This window comes from uncultured Cocleimonas sp. (genome assembly GCF_947495625.1).
Taxonomy (GTDB): Bacteria; Pseudomonadota; Gammaproteobacteria; order Thiotrichales; family Thiotrichaceae; genus Cocleimonas.
The window spans coordinates 208,587-226,682 of the sequence record NZ_CANLZW010000001.1; the positions used below are offsets into that span (position 1 = coordinate 208,587).

At 35.2% G+C, this 18,096-nt stretch carries 18 protein-coding genes; 8 read left to right on the top strand and 10 right to left on the bottom strand.

The features are described 5' to 3' along the window. The first annotated feature begins 45 nt into the window (after positions 1-45). The 3 genes from Q1A31_RS00895 (at position 46) to Q1A31_RS00905 (ending at position 1,273) form a co-directional block, all read left to right on the top strand. Positions 46-528, top strand: a complete 483-nt coding sequence (locus Q1A31_RS00895) for a HugZ family protein (protein WP_299870987.1) — start codon at positions 46-48, stop codon at positions 526-528. 70 nt (positions 529-598) lie between these two features. Next, positions 599-856, top strand: coding sequence for a hypothetical protein (locus Q1A31_RS00900; protein ID WP_299870989.1), 258 nt, complete (start codon positions 599-601; stop codon positions 854-856). 168 nt (positions 857-1,024) lie between these two features. Next, positions 1,025-1,273 (top strand): hypothetical protein, encoded by a 249-nt coding sequence (locus Q1A31_RS00905; RefSeq protein ID WP_299870992.1) that lies wholly within the window; start codon positions 1,025-1,027, stop codon positions 1,271-1,273. A gap of 1 nt (position 1,274) precedes the next feature. Here Q1A31_RS00905 and Q1A31_RS00910 read toward each other — a convergent pair whose 3' ends face one another. The 6 genes from Q1A31_RS00910 to rpmH form a co-directional block, all read right to left on the bottom strand. After that, positions 1,275-1,889, bottom strand: a complete 615-nt coding sequence (locus Q1A31_RS00910) for a LysE family translocator (RefSeq protein ID WP_299870995.1) — start codon at positions 1,887-1,889, stop codon at positions 1,275-1,277. Between the two features lie 38 nt (positions 1,890-1,927). Then, positions 1,928-2,551 (bottom strand): LysE family translocator, encoded by a 624-nt coding sequence (locus Q1A31_RS00915; RefSeq protein WP_299870998.1) that lies wholly within the window; start codon positions 2,549-2,551, stop codon positions 1,928-1,930. 80 nt (positions 2,552-2,631) lie between these two features. Beyond that, a complete protein-coding gene (gene mnmE, locus Q1A31_RS00920; protein ID WP_299871001.1) occupies positions 2,632-3,969 on the bottom strand; it encodes a tRNA uridine-5-carboxymethylaminomethyl(34) synthesis GTPase MnmE in 1,338 nt (445 codons plus the stop codon). Positions 3,970-4,030: 61 nt separating this feature from the next. After that, a complete protein-coding gene (yidC, locus tag Q1A31_RS00925; RefSeq protein ID WP_299871002.1) occupies positions 4,031-5,737 on the bottom strand; it encodes a membrane protein insertase YidC in 1,707 nt (568 codons plus the stop codon). 12 nt (positions 5,738-5,749) lie between these two features. Further along, entirely contained in the window at positions 5,750-6,130 is a 381-nt protein-coding gene (gene rnpA / locus Q1A31_RS00930) for a ribonuclease P protein component (RefSeq protein WP_299871003.1), read from the bottom strand. A 54-nt stretch (positions 6,131-6,184) separates the two neighbouring features. Continuing rightward, positions 6,185-6,319 carry a 50S ribosomal protein L34 gene (gene rpmH / locus Q1A31_RS00935; protein ID WP_299871004.1) on the bottom strand — a complete coding sequence of 45 codons (135 nt, stop codon included), beginning with the start codon at positions 6,317-6,319 and terminating at the stop codon, positions 6,185-6,187. 415 nt (positions 6,320-6,734) lie between these two features. On the opposite strand from rpmH, the gene dnaA reads away from it, so the two are divergent. The 5 genes from dnaA (at position 6,735) to Q1A31_RS00960 (ending at position 13,937) form a co-directional block, all read left to right on the top strand. Further along, entirely contained in the window at positions 6,735-8,141 is a 1,407-nt protein-coding gene (gene dnaA, locus Q1A31_RS00940; RefSeq protein ID WP_299871005.1) for a chromosomal replication initiator protein DnaA, read from the top strand. Positions 8,142-8,393: 252 nt separating this feature from the next. Then, positions 8,394-9,500 carry a DNA polymerase III subunit beta gene (gene dnaN, locus Q1A31_RS00945; RefSeq protein ID WP_299871006.1) on the top strand — a complete coding sequence of 369 codons (1,107 nt, stop codon included), beginning with the start codon at positions 8,394-8,396 and terminating at the stop codon, positions 9,498-9,500. A gap of 24 nt (positions 9,501-9,524) precedes the next feature. Further along, positions 9,525-10,610 (top strand): DNA replication/repair protein RecF, encoded by a 1,086-nt coding sequence (locus Q1A31_RS00950; RefSeq protein WP_299871007.1) that lies wholly within the window; start codon positions 9,525-9,527, stop codon positions 10,608-10,610. Between the two features lie 129 nt (positions 10,611-10,739). Beyond that, entirely contained in the window at positions 10,740-13,157 is a 2,418-nt protein-coding gene (gene gyrB, locus Q1A31_RS00955; protein ID WP_299871008.1) for a DNA topoisomerase (ATP-hydrolyzing) subunit B, read from the top strand. 12 nt (positions 13,158-13,169) lie between these two features. Continuing rightward, positions 13,170-13,937 (top strand): exodeoxyribonuclease III, encoded by a 768-nt coding sequence (locus Q1A31_RS00960; RefSeq protein ID WP_299871009.1) that lies wholly within the window; start codon positions 13,170-13,172, stop codon positions 13,935-13,937. Between the two features lie 492 nt (positions 13,938-14,429). On the opposite strand, the gene Q1A31_RS00965 is transcribed toward Q1A31_RS00960, so the two are convergent. The 4 genes from Q1A31_RS00965 to Q1A31_RS00980 form a co-directional block, all read right to left on the bottom strand. After that, complete coding sequence (locus Q1A31_RS00965; RefSeq protein ID WP_299871010.1) at positions 14,430-14,849, bottom strand: hypothetical protein; 420 nt, start codon at positions 14,847-14,849, stop codon at positions 14,430-14,432. 96 nt (positions 14,850-14,945) lie between these two features. Further along, a complete protein-coding gene (locus tag Q1A31_RS00970) occupies positions 14,946-16,145 on the bottom strand; it encodes a cytochrome-c peroxidase (protein WP_299871011.1) in 1,200 nt (399 codons plus the stop codon). Between the two features lie 11 nt (positions 16,146-16,156). After that, positions 16,157-16,567, bottom strand: coding sequence for a hypothetical protein (locus Q1A31_RS00975; protein WP_299871015.1), 411 nt, complete (start codon positions 16,565-16,567; stop codon positions 16,157-16,159). Beyond that, positions 16,557-18,086 (bottom strand): putative Ig domain-containing protein, encoded by a 1,530-nt coding sequence (locus tag Q1A31_RS00980; protein ID WP_299871017.1) that lies wholly within the window; start codon positions 18,084-18,086, stop codon positions 16,557-16,559. The genes Q1A31_RS00975 and Q1A31_RS00980 overlap by 11 nt, the downstream gene beginning before the upstream one ends. Between the last annotated feature and the right edge of the window lie 10 nt (positions 18,087-18,096).

The window sequence follows — 18,096 nt, forward strand, 5'->3', positions numbered from 1 at the left end:
GGGGGGTGACTTTATATTTATAGTATTACTGTTTAAAGTAGAAGTATGAGCCATTCTCCCGAGCAAGACTTTCTGACATTTAAATCAAGTGTTAAAACACTCTCCTTATCTACACTGACAGAAGAAGGTCAACCTAATATCAGTTATGCACCGTTTATTGAAGATGGGCATGGCCACTTTTATCTATTTTTAAGTCAATTAGCTAGCCATACACAAGATCTTCTAAAGCAACCTATAGCCAGTATATTACTGATGGAAGATGAACAAGATTCTAGACAGTTATTCGCTAGGCAACGCATTACCTATCAATGCCAAATAGACATCATTCAAGCGAATGACTCTACTTATTCTAGTACTTTAGATAATTTCGAAAATTCTTTTGGTAGCATCATTCCATTACTGAGAAGCCTGCCAGATTTCATTCTATTTAAACTAACACCAACTGAAGGACTTTATGTTCAAGGCTTCGGTAAAGCCTATCAACTAACCGGTGAACATTTAACAGAACTGGAACATATCAGCGCCTAAGCACATCGTATCGAAGTAACACGAACGTAGTTTCATTTACTTAACATACAGTTGTTTACTAGTCTTTAGTATGACTTCTGATGCCACTTTTATTCTGATTAGCTATCGAATTATCGTTTTAACCCTTCTCGCATTAACGCTAGGCAGTATCGCTTCGCTCGCTGCAATAGCGTTTATTGAATCAGTAGACTGGATAAATGATGTATTACTTATTTCTCCTCGCTCTCGCATCCAGTTACACAATTCATTTTTACTGACTGCAGCTACAGTATTAGTACCCGCTATTGGTGGCCTGATTGTTGGTTTTTTTTCAAAAACTAACCATTGAAAAGAGACCTTTGGGGCCTGCCGATGCAATTAAAGCGGTACAACTTAGAACATCTTTACCGGATGCACGATCTGGTTTCGCTTCAACCTTGGCGTCGCTGGTTTCAATAGGGATTCTAAAACTGAATTAAAAAATGACTTTATCCGTTTTGTTATAAAAGCCGAAAACATGGCTAAACTGGTAGAGATTATCCCTTACTTACCCACTAGAAAAAGTGCCTTACGCAGAATAGGTCTACATGCTGAACAAGGCTTTTCTATGCGTGATCAATTGCCAACAGCCACCCATCATTTAGACAGGGCACTGTTTATAGATGCAAATTGGTATGCCATTACTCAGAATTTAAGGAAAACACTGTTCTGGGATTGGTTAAATCAAAATAATATAGATGATGCTGCTAGCGAGGACAATCAATGATCTAGCTTTCTACAAACCCCAATCTAATCCCTAAACCAATCAAAATAACACCCGTCGCCTTGCCAATTAGTGTGCTAATTTTTTCGTTATTACTGAGTAATTCACCAAATTTGGAAGAGAATAAAACCACAGAGATAAGTATGGGCAATGATAAAACAAGAAACAGTAAACCCAACAAAACCATATTAGTAAAAGCATCTGAATCCGGTTTTACGAACTGAGGCAAAAAAGCCATAAAGAATAGCGCTAGTTTAGGGTTAAGCGTGCTTGAAAGCATACCTTCTTTTAATAGTTTTAAATCGGATGCTTTGTCTCTAGTCTTCTTTATTTCTAAACGCCCTTTTTGTCTGAATGCTTGAATACCCAGATAAATCAAATAGAGTGCGCCAACAATTTTGATAACGGTAAATGCATAGGCGGAGGTTAATAAAATTGCTGCAGCTCCAGTGGCTGCTGCTAATGTGTGAAACATAACCCCGATAAATAAACCTGTTACAGAAATGAAACCGGCGCGAATACCTTGAGAAATGCTTCGAACCATAACATAGATAAAATCTTGCCCGGGTGTCATGGCTAATATCAATGTTGCAGTGATGAAAAGTGATAGGTTTTGCATAAGAGATAATCAGCTTACTTGCTCACCAAGTAAGTACTCTAACTTGTTCCTCTGCTGACTAAGAACAAACCAGCACCAATCATAATACTGCCTGCAGTTTTGTTCAGTCGTTTTAATGCCTTTTGCGACTTTAAGTATTTTCTAACCGAAGATGCCATCACAGCCACTAGCATCAAACCTACCATTAAAGCTAGCAGGGTTAATCCGCTGACTAATACAATATCCGAAGTAGACAGTTTGGTTAAGTCCATAAACGTTGGTAAAAATGCAATATAAAAAAGTATAACTTTTGGGTTAGAAGCAGAAATCAAAAAACCTTGAATAAAGCCACTAAGCAAAGAGGGTCTTCCTAACTTAGAATTTTGTATTTCATCATCTACTTTTGCTGTCCACATTTTCCAGCCTAAGTACATCAGGTAAGCTGCACCTATAAACCGTATCGCTGTAAATAAACCACCATAGTTTTCTGCAATTGCTGCAAGACCAAATGTTGCCAAGATCAAATAAATAACATCGCTAACAGACATTCCCAAAGATAATGGAATACATGATTTTGCACCTGAATTTAAAGCACGTGCCAGTATTGCAAAGATGCCTGGACCAGGAGTAATACCAAAAATGAATATTGCGAGAGTAAATGTAATCGCTGCTTCTAAAGACATGGCTAACCTAAAAAACCGCTTATAAGTGGGGGGGTGACTTTTTGTTGAAGATTATTCCTGTTTTAATCGAAATAAAAGCTTTATTTGCCGATACAGAAACTACTAAAGATTTCACCTAATAAATCATCTGAGGTGAATTTTCCAGTGATTTGGCTAAGCTCATCCTGCGCCAGTCTTAACTCTTCTGCCATTAACTCTCCGGCATTAAATTCCGTTAATTGCATTTCTGCATTATCGACAAATTCCTGAGTTCTTTCTAACGCTTGAAGGTGTCTTCTCCTGGCTATAAATATCCCTTCATTATTATTCTGATATCCCATTCTTTCTTTGAGTTCTTCTTTTAGAATATCTATTCCAAGATTGTATTTAGCAGAGATATTAATCATATCTCCATCTTTACCAGCATCTTTTGAATTTAAATCTATCTTATTCTGAACAATTAGCAATGGGAGTGAATCAGGAAGCTTTTTGACTATTTCATCACTTTTTGTAGATAAATGGGTATCGCCTAATAGCAAAAGCGCAATATCTGCTTTTTCTACTGCTTTCCAGGCACGCTCGATTCCGATCTTTTCAACAGGGTCATCACTGTCTCGAAGACCAGCGGTATCCACTAAATGTATTGGCATGCCATCAAGATTAATTGACTCATGCAATACGTCACGTGTAGTGCCAGCTATATCAGTGACTATCGCAGTATCGTTACCCGATAAAGCATTCAGTAAACTGGATTTACCTGCATTAGGTTCACCGATAATAACGAGGTTTAAACCGCTTCTTAACAAGCTTCCCTGTTTTGCTTTATAGGTAATTTCAGTGAGTTGATCTTTAATAGCCTGTAATCGTTCTAGAACTTTTTTATCCGCTAAAAAATCAATTTCTTCTTCTGGAAAATCTAATGCTGCTTCTACATAAACGCGCATCTCAATCATTTTAATCAGCAATGAATCGATTGAAGAAGAGAACTCACCTTGTAAAGAACGCAACGCTGATCTTGCTGCTTGCTCAGAACCTGAATCTATCAAATCAGCAATTGCTTCTGCCTGTGTAAGATCGAGTTTATCGTTGAGGAATGCTCTTTCCGAAAACTCACCAGGTTTCGCTATTCTTGATCCCAATTCAAGACATCGTTTTAGAACCATATCCAAAACGATTTGACCGCCGTGACCCTGAAGTTCTAAAACATCTTCACCGGTAAACGAATTGGGAGAGGGGAAAAATATGGCAACGCCATCATCAAGAGTTTCTTGATCAGCATCTTTGAATAGACGATGTGACGCTTTAAAAGGAGGTGGTAAGGAACCTAGTATATCAACAGCCATATCACGAACTGATGGCCCTGAAATACGAATGATACCTACACCACCTCTACCAGATGGTGTAGCTATTGCGGCAATTGTATCGATGGTATTCATCATTTACTAATACCACTAAATGTTAATGAACGTTAATAAACCTTTATTGCAAAGGAATAGTTAACTATCCGTCGCCTATTATCTTTTTATTGATATACCACTGTTGGAAGATAGAAAGTATATTATTCACGACCCAGTAAAGTACAAGACCTGCAGGGAAGAATAAGAACATTACAGTAAAGATAACTGGTAAATAGGTAAATATTTTTTGCTGCATCGGGTCTTGAACAGCAGGTGGATTCAGCTTTTGCTGAATAAACATACTAGCACCCATAATAAGCGGCAAAATAAAGAATGGATCCTTTATCGATAAATCTTGATACCAGAGAATCCATGGGGCCTGACGTAATTCTACACTTTCTTGCAATACCCAATACAATCCCATAAATACGGGCATTTGTATCAACATGGGTAAACAACCACCCAGAGGATTTATCTTTTCTTTACGATAAAAAGCCATGGTTTCTTTTTGTTTGGCTTGTGGGTCATTTTTATATTTTTCGCTAATTTCTTTAATCTTAGGAGCAAGCTTCTTCATCTTAGCCATAGATTTGTAACTCATGGCTGAAGGATAAAAGAAAATTATTTTAATAAACAAAGTTAATAAAATAATTGTCCAACCCCAATTGCTTACAATATTTTGATTTATAAAGCTCATCACCCAAAAAATAGGCTTAGAAACAAACGCAAATATTCCGTAATCAACCGTCAAATCCAGACCTTCAGAAATTTCAGCCAATGTCGCCTGATCTGTAGGTCCTACATATAATTGACTGTCGAAACTACCCGATGTACCAGGTTGAATTTCTTTAACAGGTGATTTAACACCGATAATATAATTATCGCTGGATTTGTTATAACGAGTGTAATAAGTATTTATTTGTTCTTTAGAAGGTACCCAGGCACTCACAAAATAGTGCTTCAACATTGCTATCCAGCCGCCTTGTATTAATCGGCTTGCTTTTTCTTCTTCTGGCAATGCGTTAATTTCGGAACTATTAAGATCTTTTAACTCACCATCTTTTATTTCATCGAAATCAATTTTATCGTACTTATTATTGTAATAAGCAGGGCCAACGTAAGCGATGGCGCCACCAAGTAGACTGCCTGTCCTTTCGTGCTCTATATGTGTAAGTTCTAAATACTCATTACCAGACCATACTTGATCTGTTTTGTTCTCAACGGTCTGAATTTGTTTAACCAAAAAAGAACCGCGTTCAAACAAAAACGTTTTAGTAACCGTTATACCTTGTCCATTACTCCAGGTAAGAGGCACTTGAAGTGTGTCTTGACCATCTTGCAGAGTATATTCCGTACTCTTAGCTTCAAAATTAGTGTAATGATTTGGTGCTGAACTTTCACCATTGCTTCCACGATAGATAAGACCTGCTTGTGCAGCGTACTTCATTTCTCTATCGATGATTCGCGTTGCTTTATCTTGTTCTTCTAAACTAATTGGGTGAGTCGGTAAATCAGCCTGAACAATAGTTCCACCAGTAGTACTGATATACATATCAAGCACGTCTGTTTTAACGTGAATTTGTTGAGCTTGTGCATTTGTAGCTGAGGAATTAGCTGAAGGAATTACATCTGTTCCATTTACTGAGACACTCGATCCTGAAGGAATAGAGTTACCCCCAGCGGTCTGCTGCTGAACAGTTGAATTAGCTGGAGTAATAGGTTTTGGTGCATGCTCTTGTTGCCAAGTAGACCAAATTAAAAAACCTAAAAAAACTAAACTTAAATATAGAAAAGGGCGTTGTTGTTCCATGACTAAAAGACTCTATTCGTTTGATAATGCAGGGAATTTCTTACGCATGAAGCGCCATTGTGTTTCTATTTGCCTTTGCATCTCCGCATTATCTAAAGAAAGAATGCTTGGCTTACACATAGCGACGATATCAACATTGGGTAATCTATGTTGATTTAACCTGAAGCTTTCACGGAATAATCTTTTAATGCGGTTTCTATCTACAGCTCTTTTTGCGCATTTTTTAGATATAGCTAACCCTAACCTAGGATGATCTAAATTATTTGTTCTGACTAATACAGTCAAACTGTGATTACCAAAACGCTGTGAATCACTAAAAACGAATTTATAGTTTTCAGCATTCAACAATTTTAAGTCACGATGAAGATGAAGCTTAATATTATTGTCAGCCACATCTATTACGTTCACTTTAAACCGAAATCTTAAGTTGTTTAAATAACTTAAAAATTAACAGCAGAGTGATGCACGACCTTTTGCGCGACGAGATGCTAAAACTTTACGTCCACCAACAGTGCTCATACGTGCGCGAAAACCGTGTGTACGTTTACGCTTTAAAATACTTGGTTGAAATGTTCTTTTCATGACTAAAAACCTATTAAAATCTGTTATTTATGACTTCATTATGAAGAATGCATACTACAGTTGATCATATTGCTATATTCGAAATACTGTAGTATCGCAAAGGGCGGAAAAAATACGCTATGATTCGCTCAATGTCAAATAATATATTATTTTTTTGAACCAAAAACTGCTTGTGGATAACTTATCATAGAGAGTAGTATTTGACCTTCTTAAGTACAATACAAAGCATTTATTTTTTATAGCTTTATGACAGTACTCATAATAAGAATAGAATGTGTATAAATGGTAATTCGCCCCCTAGCAAATTACCTTTGTTGCCATTCAATCACAATACTAATATTTTTAACCCACTAATCAATTTTTGATTTTACGGTTTAATCCTTAAATTGTCATAAATTTCGTAGGAGTATCATCTATGCTCTGGCAACAATGCCTGAATAAATTAGAGTCAAAACTATCAGACCAGGAAATTAATACCTGGTTACGTACTCTACATGGTACACAGCATGATGATGTTTTAGTACTTCTAGCCCCAAATACATTTGTATTCCAATATGTTAAAGATCAGCATTTACAAACTATTAAGGATGAAGTTAAACAAATCTCTAATGGCAATAATGTTCAAGTTATTCTGCAAATAGGAGCTGGAGATACATTATCGTATTCTGAGCCACCACCATCAGAAGCTTCTATAACTGCGCCTGGTTCTGGAACTACACCAACCAATCAAAGTTATAATAATGGTGCAAATAGTTATTCTAATTCGCAACCACAACCGATTATTAACCAAAAGAGTTTTACAAATAATCTAAATCCTACAATGACTTTTGAAAATTTCGTTGAAGGTAAATCCAATAGGCTTGCCGTTGCTTCTGCTAAACAAGTGGGAGATAACCCAGGACAATCTTACAATCCTTTATTTATTTATGGGGGAGTTGGATTAGGTAAGACTCACTTAATGCATGCTATTGGTAATCAAATTAGAGAAAATAATCCAAATGCTAAAGTGGTATATCTGCATTCGGAACGTTTCGTTAATGACATGATTACCGCATTACGCACAAATAGTATTGATCAATTCAAAGTATATTATCGTACCGTAGACGCTTTACTTATTGATGATATTCAATTTTTTGCAGGAAAGAAAAGTTCTGTAGAAGAATTTTTTCATACTTTTAATGCATTACTTGAAGGTCAAAAACAAATCATTCTAACCAGTGATAAATACCCCAGAGATGTAGAAGGAATTGATGATCGTTTACGCTCTCGCTTGAATTGGGGTCTTACAGTAGAAATAGAACCACCAGAACTAGAAACACGTGTAGCCATACTGACAAAGAAAGTAGAAGAATTTCATCTTGATTTACCAAAAGATGCTGCGTTCTTTATCGCTAAACGTTTTCGTTCTAATGTAAGAGACCTGGAAGGGGCCTTACAAAGAGTTCTTGCAAGCTTACGCCTACATCAGCGTACAGACATTACTCTTGATTTTGTGCATGATGCATTACGTGATCAATTAGCGAGCCAGGATAAGATGGTGACCGTTGATAACATTAAAAAGACCGTAGCACAGCATTATAATATTAAAACCTCTGACCTCGATTCTAAGAGACGTACAAGATCAATAGCACGTCCAAGACAAGTCGCCATGAGTCTATCTAAAGAATTAACAAATCATAGTTTGCCTGAAATTGGTACTTTCTTTGGAAATAGAGATCACACTACTGTTTTACATGCTTGTAAAAAAATTAAAGAATTAAGAACAGAAGATACAACTTTAGATGAAAGCTATCGTATACTAGAAAGAACCTTAACAAGGTAATATTAGGGTAAGGATAAGTCGTTATTAAATTCGTTATAAATCTAATAACAAGCTGTGGATAAAAAAGTACATAAATTTAAAAGTATACTTATCCACAGTTCTTACACAGATATAATTGTTTTTATCAGGTACAATATCAACATACATTTTTATCTTTAAATTACTGATTTAATTGTATTTATAAACTTTGTTAACAAAAAAGCGTTACCCCTATTACTACTATTATCTTTTAAATATATATATAATATAAATATGAAATTAACTATTTCCAAAGAAACATTGCTCGATCAACTCACTCACGTTGTCGGTGCTGTAGAGAAAAAACACACTAGCAAAATTCTTGAAAATATATTAATTCAAGTCTCAGAAAATCAATTAAGTCTTGTTGGAACAGATCTTGAAATTGAAATGTCTTCTAAACTTGATATTCAAGCAGAAGAACCTGGTCAAATAACTGCACCTGCAAGAAAATTATTTGATATTTGCAAAGCCTTGCCTGCTGACTGTTTTATTTTATTTGAAACCGAAGGTGAACGACTTCACATCAAAGGTCTTAGAAGTAAATTTGAATTAGCAACGTTACCTGCTGAAGAATACCCTCTGCTAGATGACATCCCTATACAAAATGAAATTACTATTCCTGAAAAAAATCTTAAATTATTGATGGAAAAAGTATCATTCTCGATGGCGAATCAAGATGTCAGATATTATTTAAATGGTCTGTTACTAGAATTATCTGATAATAAACTTTTGGCTGTTTCAACTGATGGCCATCGTTTGGCGGTTTCTGAATTTACTGTAGAAAATCTTAAATTAGATACTCCTTTAAAAATTATAGTGCCAAGAAAAGGAATTCTTGAATTAACTCGTTTACTCGATTCAAGCAGTGAAATCCCTGTTGCTTTACAAATTAGTGATAATCATATTCGTGTTCATAAAGATAATATTAGATTCACATCAAAACTAATTGATGGGAAATATCCAGATTATCAAGCAGCGATTCCAGCTAACTGCCAACATAATATCGAACTAGACAGAGAACAGTTTAGAGATACTCTGTCTCGTGTTGCTATTCTCTCAAATGAAAAATTTCGTGGCATAAGATTAAAACTTCAAAATGGAGTAATGATTCTTCACAGTAATAATCCAGAAAATGAAAGTGCTGAAGAAGAAATAGATATTAATTATTCTGGTGAATTATTTGAAATTGGTTTTAATGTGACTTATTTGCTTGAAGCCGTAAATCACTTAGAAGGTAAAATTGTTCATCTGGAATTATCAACACCTGATAGCAGTGCCCTATTACATTCTTCAGATGATTTGCAAACACGATATGTTGTTATGCCAATCCGTTTGTAATTATATTTCATACCTTCTGATCTTATGTGGATTCAGAAACTCAACATTAAAAATGTACGCTCAATTGAGGATGAAAGTTTAGACTTTTGTCCTGGCTTTAATATTATTATTGGTGACAATGCTTCTGGTAAAACAAGTTTACTCGAATCTTTAAGTTTATTATCTAGTGGTAGATCATTCAGATCTGCGCATATCTCAGAAGTTATAAAACATAAGCAATCATCTGCTTTGGTAAATGCAACACTCAATAACAATAATTCTTCAATTAAAATGGGTATTGATAAAAGCCAAAGTAAAACGGCAATTCGTATTAACCAGAAAGATATTTTTTCTCAAGCAGAACTAAGTTCTCATTTACCAATAACAATAATCCATCCAAATTCATTAGAACTTATTACCGGTGCTCCATCTTTAAGACGAGCTTACATTGACTGGTTGGCTTTCTATATTTTTCCTGATTTTTATTCAAAGTGGAAAAAATACCAACATGTATTAAAACAGCGAAATATATGTTTAAAGTCCCCTAAACATTTTTATGCTTTAGATAAGTGGACAAGTGAACTAGTAATTAATCAACCAGAAATTATTAAATACCGATCTCAAACTATTGAATTAATAAAACCGATACTCCAAAAGATTACTTCTGTCTTGTTACCTGATCTAGATATTAATATTGATTTATACTCTGGCTTTCCAAACGATATACAAACAGATTCAAAATCTTTATTGGATTTCTACTTATCAAAATCTGATATTGATATTAAATTCAAGCGAACGGTAACTGGTGCGCATAAAGCTGATCTTAAAATTAAGTTAGGTGATATTTCCGCTTCGCAGTCTGCATCAAGAGGACAACTTAAACTTATTGCAATATCTTTACTTTTAGCTCGCAGTGAAATTATTCTAGAAACCAAATCCAGTAAAGGTATTTTGTTAATTGATGACTTGTCTTCAGAGTTAGATGTCATTAATCAAAATAAACTTTTAAATTTTATTTCTGATTTACAGTTACAATCGATCATTACTACTACAAAGCCGTTAAGTTATGATTTGGAACATGCAAAGATGTTTCACGTGAAACACGGTTCTTTCTCTGAATATCAAGGCTGAAGAAGTCTAGCTAATCTAAATACATTTTCAGAAGAATAGGGTATAATTCATCGGTTAATTTATCCCGCACAAAACTAAAATACTCAATATATTTCATGTGCCTAAAATCAAATAGATAGGTTGTAGATAATGTCTGAAACAAATAGCTATGATTCTTCCAGTATAACGGTCTTAAAAGGACTTGAAGCTGTTAGAAAAAGACCCGGTATGTATATCGGTGATACAGATGATGGTACTGGTCTTCATCATATGGTCTTTGAGGTCGTCGATAACTCAATTGATGAGGCATTGGCAGGGCATTGTACCGAAATCACTGTAAAGTTGAATACAGACGGTTCTGTGACCGTTTCTGATGATGGTCGTGGTATACCAGTTGATGAACATGAAGATGGTGGTTCAGCTGCTCAAATAATCATGACTGTTCTGCATGCTGGCGGTAAATTTGATGATAACTCCTATAAAGTTTCAGGTGGTTTACATGGTGTGGGTGTATCTGTTGTAAATGCTCTTTCTGAAAAATTAACATTAAGTATTCAAAGAGACGGTAAAGTACATAGACAAGAGTACAGTATGGGTGACCCAGTTACAGAAATGGAAGTGGTTGGTGAATCTAAAAAAACGGGTACGAAAGTTCGTTTCTTACCGAGTAAAGAAATTTTTGCGATTCATGAATTTAACTTTGATATTTTAGCTAAACGACTCAGAGAATTGTCTTTCCTGAATTCTGGTGTAAGAATTCATCTTATAGATGATCGTGGTGAAGGTGAAGATATTGTCTTTGAATACGAAGGTGGTATTAGCGCATTCGTAAGTCACTTAAATGGTAAGAAAACACCAATACATGAAAAAGTAATAAGCTTTGATACAATGAAAGATGGTGTTGGCGTTGAAGTGTCTTTGCAATGGAATGATTCTTATCAGGAAAATATTTACTGCTTTACAAATAACATACCACAGAGAGATGGTGGTACCCACATGTCAGGTTTCCGTACCGCACTTACGCGTACGCTAAATCAATACATTGAAAAAGAGGGTGTTTTATCAAGTAGGAAGAACGATAAAGTATCTTTGACAGGTGATGATGCACGTGAAGGTTTGACTGCTGTTTTATCCGTAAAAGTACCAGATCCAAAATTTTCATCTCAAACGAAAGATAAATTAGTTTCTTCTGAAGTGAAGGGTATTGTTGAATCTGCGATGGGTGAGAGCTTGTCGGAGTTTTTAATTGAAAACCCAAAAGAAGCTAAAATCATTTGCGCTAAAATGGTTGAAGCTGGAAGAGCCAGAGAAGCTGCACGTAGAGCAAGAGAAATGACACGCCGTAAAGGTGCGTTAGATATTGCAGGTTTGCCAGGTAAATTAGCAGACTGTCAGGAAAAAGATCCGGCTCTTTCTGAAATATACCTGGTGGAGGGTGATTCTGCTGGAGGCTCAGCTAAACAAGGTAGAGATCGTCGTACTCAAGCTATTTTGCCTCTTAAAGGTAAAATACTAAATGTAGAGAAAGCTCGTTTTGATAAAATGCTTGCCTCTCAGGAAGTAGGTACTTTAATAACTGCTTTAGGTTGTGGTATAGGTAAAGAAGAATTTGATCCCGATAAATTACGTTATCACCGCATTATTATCATGACCGATGCCGACGTCGATGGTTCGCATATCAGAACTTTACTGTTAACTTTCTTCTATCGCCAAATGCATGAGTTAGTAGAACGAGGACATATCTATATTGCTCAACCTCCACTTTATAAAATAAAGAAAGGTAAACAAGAACAATATGTAAAAGATGATGATGAGCTAAATAATCGTTTATTACAGTTAGCATTAGAAGATGCAGGTTTATTTACAGATGAAGGCGCGCCAGCAATTAAAGGTGAAGCACTGGAAAAGTTGGCTAATGAGTTTTTAGTAATCAATAATATTATTAAACGTCTATCGCGTCGTTATGATCAAGATGTTCTAGAAGCAATGCTATTTACTTCTGCGGGCACTAACGAAATTGATAGTACTTCGGGTACCGATTGGTTAAATGGCGCCGTAAATACGGCTAATGAGAAGTTTAATGGTACTCGTAATTATAAAGCTCAGTTAAAAGAACTTGAAGGTGATGACTGGACTATTCAAATTACTCGACGTATGCATGGGGTTGATACTGAATATTTCTTAAACAAAGACTTCTTTTCAAGTCCTGAAATGATCTTGCTCGTTGAACTGAATCAAAAGCTTGATGGTTTGTTGAATGAGAAAAGTTATATTCAACGATCTGATCGACGAGAGTATGTTTCTCGTTTCGATAACGTCATTACCTGGTTAATGAAAGAAGGTCAAAGAGGACTTAACATTCAACGCTATAAGGGTCTCGGTGAAATGAATCCTGAACAACTTTGGGATACAACTATGGATCCTGAAACTAGAAGAATGCTTCAAGTAAATATTCAGGATGCGTATCAAGCTGATGAAATATTCTCAACGTTAATGGGTGATTTAGTAGAACCACGTCGCGAGTTCATAGAAAACAATGCATTGAATGTTGCCAATCTAGACGTATAGAAAAGTATCGATATGAAGATAATTACAGCAAATACAAATGGTATTCGTGCTGCTGCAAAAAAAGGTTTTTTTGACTGGCTAGAAAAACAGAATGCTGATGTGACTTGTATTCAGGAAACCAAAGCGCAAGTCCATCAACTCGAAGATCCTATGTTTCATCCTGGTTTTAGTTATTATAATGATGCCGTTAAAAAAGGTTATAGCGGAACCGCTCTTTATTGTAAAAGAGAGCCCGATGATTTGATAAGTGGGACAGGCTACGAGACATTTGATTCAGAAGGACGCTATCTAGAAGCCAAATTTGGTAACTTGAGCGTTATCTCTTTGTACATGCCTTCAGGTTCTGCGAAAGATGAAAGACAGCTCATTAAATATGAGTGTATGGATTTCTTCATGAATCTTATGGAAGAAATGAAATCTTCTGGTAGAGATTACATTATTTGTGGTGATTGGAATATCGCTCACAAGAATGAAGATATTAGAAACTGGAAAGGTAATAAAAAGAACTCTGGTTTCCTTCCTGAGGAGCGTGCCTGGTTAGATACTCTTTTTGATGATGTGGGCTTTGTAGATGCGTTCAGAGAGTTAGAACAGGAAGAACATAGTTATACCTGGTGGTCTAATCGAGGTCAGGCCTATGCTAATAATACAGGCTGGCGTATTGATTACCATGTACTGAGTCCTTCATTAAAAGGAACAGTTAAGAAAACAGAAATCTATAAGGATGAAAAGTTCTCGGATCATGCTCCATTGATTATCGATTACGACTATAAGATTTAACAGATTAGTTACTATATTTATTCATTTAGAATAAGAAATAAATGCCCTAAAGTAGGGGGTGACTTAATATTAATAAAATGACACCCCCCTACTTTTAGGCATATTTTAAACAATTAGATATTTTATAAATATTTATAACTAACTGAAAATTATGCAGATGTTGAATAGATTTAAAATTATATTAATTTTTATTGTAGTTCTAATTTCAGCAATGGCATGTCAAACAATTCCGTCTAATAACTCATCGTCATCTTCTAACAACAGTAGTAAAAAACATTCAAATTATCTGAGTTGTTCTAATTCTCGACCTCAAATGTGCACGAAAGAATTTAGACCAGTATGTGCGGATGTTGATACTAAAGTGAGATGTGTAAAAGCACCCTGTCCATCAAACATCAGAAAGACAGTTTCAAATGGCTGCACTGCCTGCAGTGACAGTAATATTTATGGATATAGTTTAGGTGCTTGTGAAAAATAAAGAAAAAATATCAATTACTTAACAAACGAATATTTATAATTACCACTGCTTAATATAAGTTTGTTGTTGTTCAGAAAATCAATTCCATACTTTAAAATAATATCATCACCGTTTATAGGTGATAGATTTGTTACATATAAAATTTGACGTTTTATATGCCAATTTTCAGCATCAACAGAGAATGCATTAGGTATTAAACACGCGTCTCCTACAGATTTGTAATATCTGTTTTTGTAAAATGTTTGTGACCATGATGTGTCTTTACAATCATCATGTTGTCGCTGATATTTCCAGATACCACTTGTGAGTGTTTTTTCTATATTGACGTCTTTCTGTGATTTAAGTGGATGAGATGACATAGTATTAGAAGCAGTATTAAAGTTGCTGCAACCTGTGAATAGAACAGACAATAATATTAGCGGTATAACTTTCATCAGTAAAAATCCATTTAGCCCAATAGAGTGAGATATTGTTATACATTGTTACATAATGTTTAGTGATAAAAAAGGGTTTAACCTAGACAATTAGCTTTATAAAGTGAGTAAGAAATTAACAATATCTTGTTGTTCTTTAACAGTTAAAGATATGGGTGGTAGGTCTACTTCTAGCGCTCTGTTTTCATCAATACTACTGTAATATTTTAGAACTTCTTGTAAATTATTAAACCGGCCATCATGCATATAAGGTGCAGTTTTAGATAAGTTTCTTAAAGACGGTGTTTTAAAAGCACCAGAGAGACCATGCTTGTTTCTATTGATGTAATTTAATTCAACACATTCTTCTTTTTTTGCATCGCTGTACTTGCTTAAACAATTAAATTCATCATGTATAACAGCTTCTATAACTTCTGATCTACCGTTATCGTGAGCGAGAATTCCGGTACCAATATTATGAAATTCTTTATTGGTAAATAGTGGACCGCTATGACAATTTGAACAACCAGATTTTGGATTTATGAAAAGTTTATAACCGTTTATCTCAGATTCATTCAGAAGAGAAGAATGTTGTGTTTTTGCTAACTCGTAAGAAAACTTATCAAAACGTGCCTCTTTTGATTCAAGTGTAGATACATAGGACGCAATTGATTTTCCAATATTAGTAAAAAACTGATTTATTTTATCTCTTTGATTAGGTGTAAGTTTTTTCCATGCTATTAAACCTTGTAAATCTGCATTAGGACCGGCTTTATTAGGTAAATTTACGGGTGTAATAGATTTGGAGAGAGTTTGTTTAAAGCTAGATTCATACAGTGTTTTATAAATATTATCTCTCATGAATAAATTATATAACTCTACTCGGGTAAAATTTTGTTCTGCAGGATTTTCAATAGAACTTAATACTTGTGCCCAAAGACTGTCTTTACTTCCATCAGCAAAAAACCAGTTATGATGTGCTGCATTTAAAAGTGTCGGTGTGTTTCTAAAACCTTTTTGTAAGCCAACAGCGAGATTATGATTATCTGTAAAAGCATTCCCTTTTATATGACAGGTAGCACAGGATATTTTTTGATTACTGCTTAATCGAGTATCAAAAAATAAATTTTCACCTAAGGAAATAGCATTTTTATTTGAAAGATATTTATTTGAAGGATCAACAACAGGATCTAGTTGTTTCAGGGTAAAGGTGTTGATCTTTAGTATGTCTTCTTTAGACCATGAACTTGCATCTACCAAAGAGACGATAAATACTAAATTGAACAAAACTAAAAGATTAAATGAAGTCTTAATCATTGTTCAAGTTTTTACTTAATTTGAAAGTTAAAAGTAACAATGTCTCGAGGCAGATTTTCAGTTTTATCTATTAAAAATTTAAGTTGCCAAGCACCTGACATACTAAACTTTAAGCCATTGATTTTATGTGTCTTTTTATCAGAATCCCAAATTATTTTAGGTGAAGTCGGTAGACCATGATGATGTTCTGGCATTCCACCTTCAATAATGATGTCGGCATTAGGGATTATTACGTTTTTATCGTGAAGGTTTAAACTACATGACTGAAAGCCGCTTAAAGTGGGGGGGTGATCACATTGTAAATCAACTTTATAGTGGTTGTTTGTAGATACCTGAGACATTACCCAGATAGAGTTTTCACCCGCATTCAGTATGGCGTAAGAAACAATGAATATAGAAAATAATACAGATTTAATCATCATTCTTTAACCTGCGACTTACACTTAACAAAATAATACTTAATAAAAAGAACAGTGAAATTAGCGATAATGATCCACCGCCAGAACCAGAACTAGTAGCTGCCTCTGTTACAGTCCAATTGAATTCAGTAGAACTATTTTGTTGACCATCTGACACGGATATTTGTACAACATAAGTTCCTGTATTCGTTGGAGTACCAGTTATTTTACCCGTAGTAGCATCTATATTTAATCCAGGAGGTAAGTTAGTCCCTGAGTAATTTAAGCTATCGCCATCAGAATCATTAGCTTCTACATTGAGAGTAATAGATTTATTGATCTCACTGCTTTGACTGCCGATAGTTGTAATAGTAGGGGCTGAATTACTAACTTGTTCACTTAAAGTGTTTCTAGCCATCCAATCTCGAGGAATTATTTTGAGATGACTCCAGTGAGCATCCATATGCGGTGCATCTTCTGAGCGAGGCATATGATAAAAAGTGACTCCGGCCCAAACTACGATATCGTTATCAACAATATTTTCACCATTTACAAATTCATCTAAATTTTCGCCGCCACTGGTGTTGTGTGATGCAAAGCGTTCGTTATCCTTCTGGGTGGTAACAAAGAAGTCATTGTGAGTAAATGGTTCGCTTGTTGGACCGATGTCTTGATGGCCCATTTCACTAAGAATGACATCATAAGAAATATTATGACCATTCTCATTTTTAGCTGTTTTATCTTTTACACGCCAATGACGCATAGTGTCTGGGTTAACTTTGCGCGCTGCTTCTTTAGAAAAAGGAATAATGCTACGCTGTCGTTTACCATCAACAAGATCAAAATTAATTTCTTCTACAACATCATCTAGATAGGTTTTATTTAGATCAAAGTCTAGTTTCCAATAAAAGTTATGTAAGTGAGCAATACCTACTCTGTCATCAGCTAATAACCAGCCAGTACTTTGGTCTGTTCCAAAACGTTGAAGTGCACCAGTAGCTCCCATCCAAGGTTCTATAGAGCCATTATCGAAGAATTTCCAGGTGGGAATATAATAGTAAGCACCGACTGGAGATACACTAAACAAACTTAGATAATAACCATTTGATGAATTAGTACCTGATTTAAATGAGATATCTTGTTTAGTCGTTTGTTTACAAAGAACATTTTTACCGTTGAATGGCAGTAGGCTTCCGCTTGGGCATTCGTCAGCTTGGACTTCTAACATATTCAAGCCACCTATTCCGAGATCTGATAAATCATGAAAACGGGTGCCGTTATCATCATAAGGAACGTGTATTTGTGCTATTGCAGCTTGATTCAGTACCATTCTACGAGAGCCATTTTTTGGCGTAAAATAGATACTTTTGAAGATAATCCCTTCTCTGTCTTTATGTTCCCAACACATATCCCAGCGAGCACCATTGGGAAAGATTTCATTGACATAAAACTCATCACCGCAATCTTCGGCAGCGTGAGCGTTACTAAAACCAAGTAAAAAAATTGTTATTAGTAAAACTATTTTTGTTATTAATTTATTCAAAATATTTGCT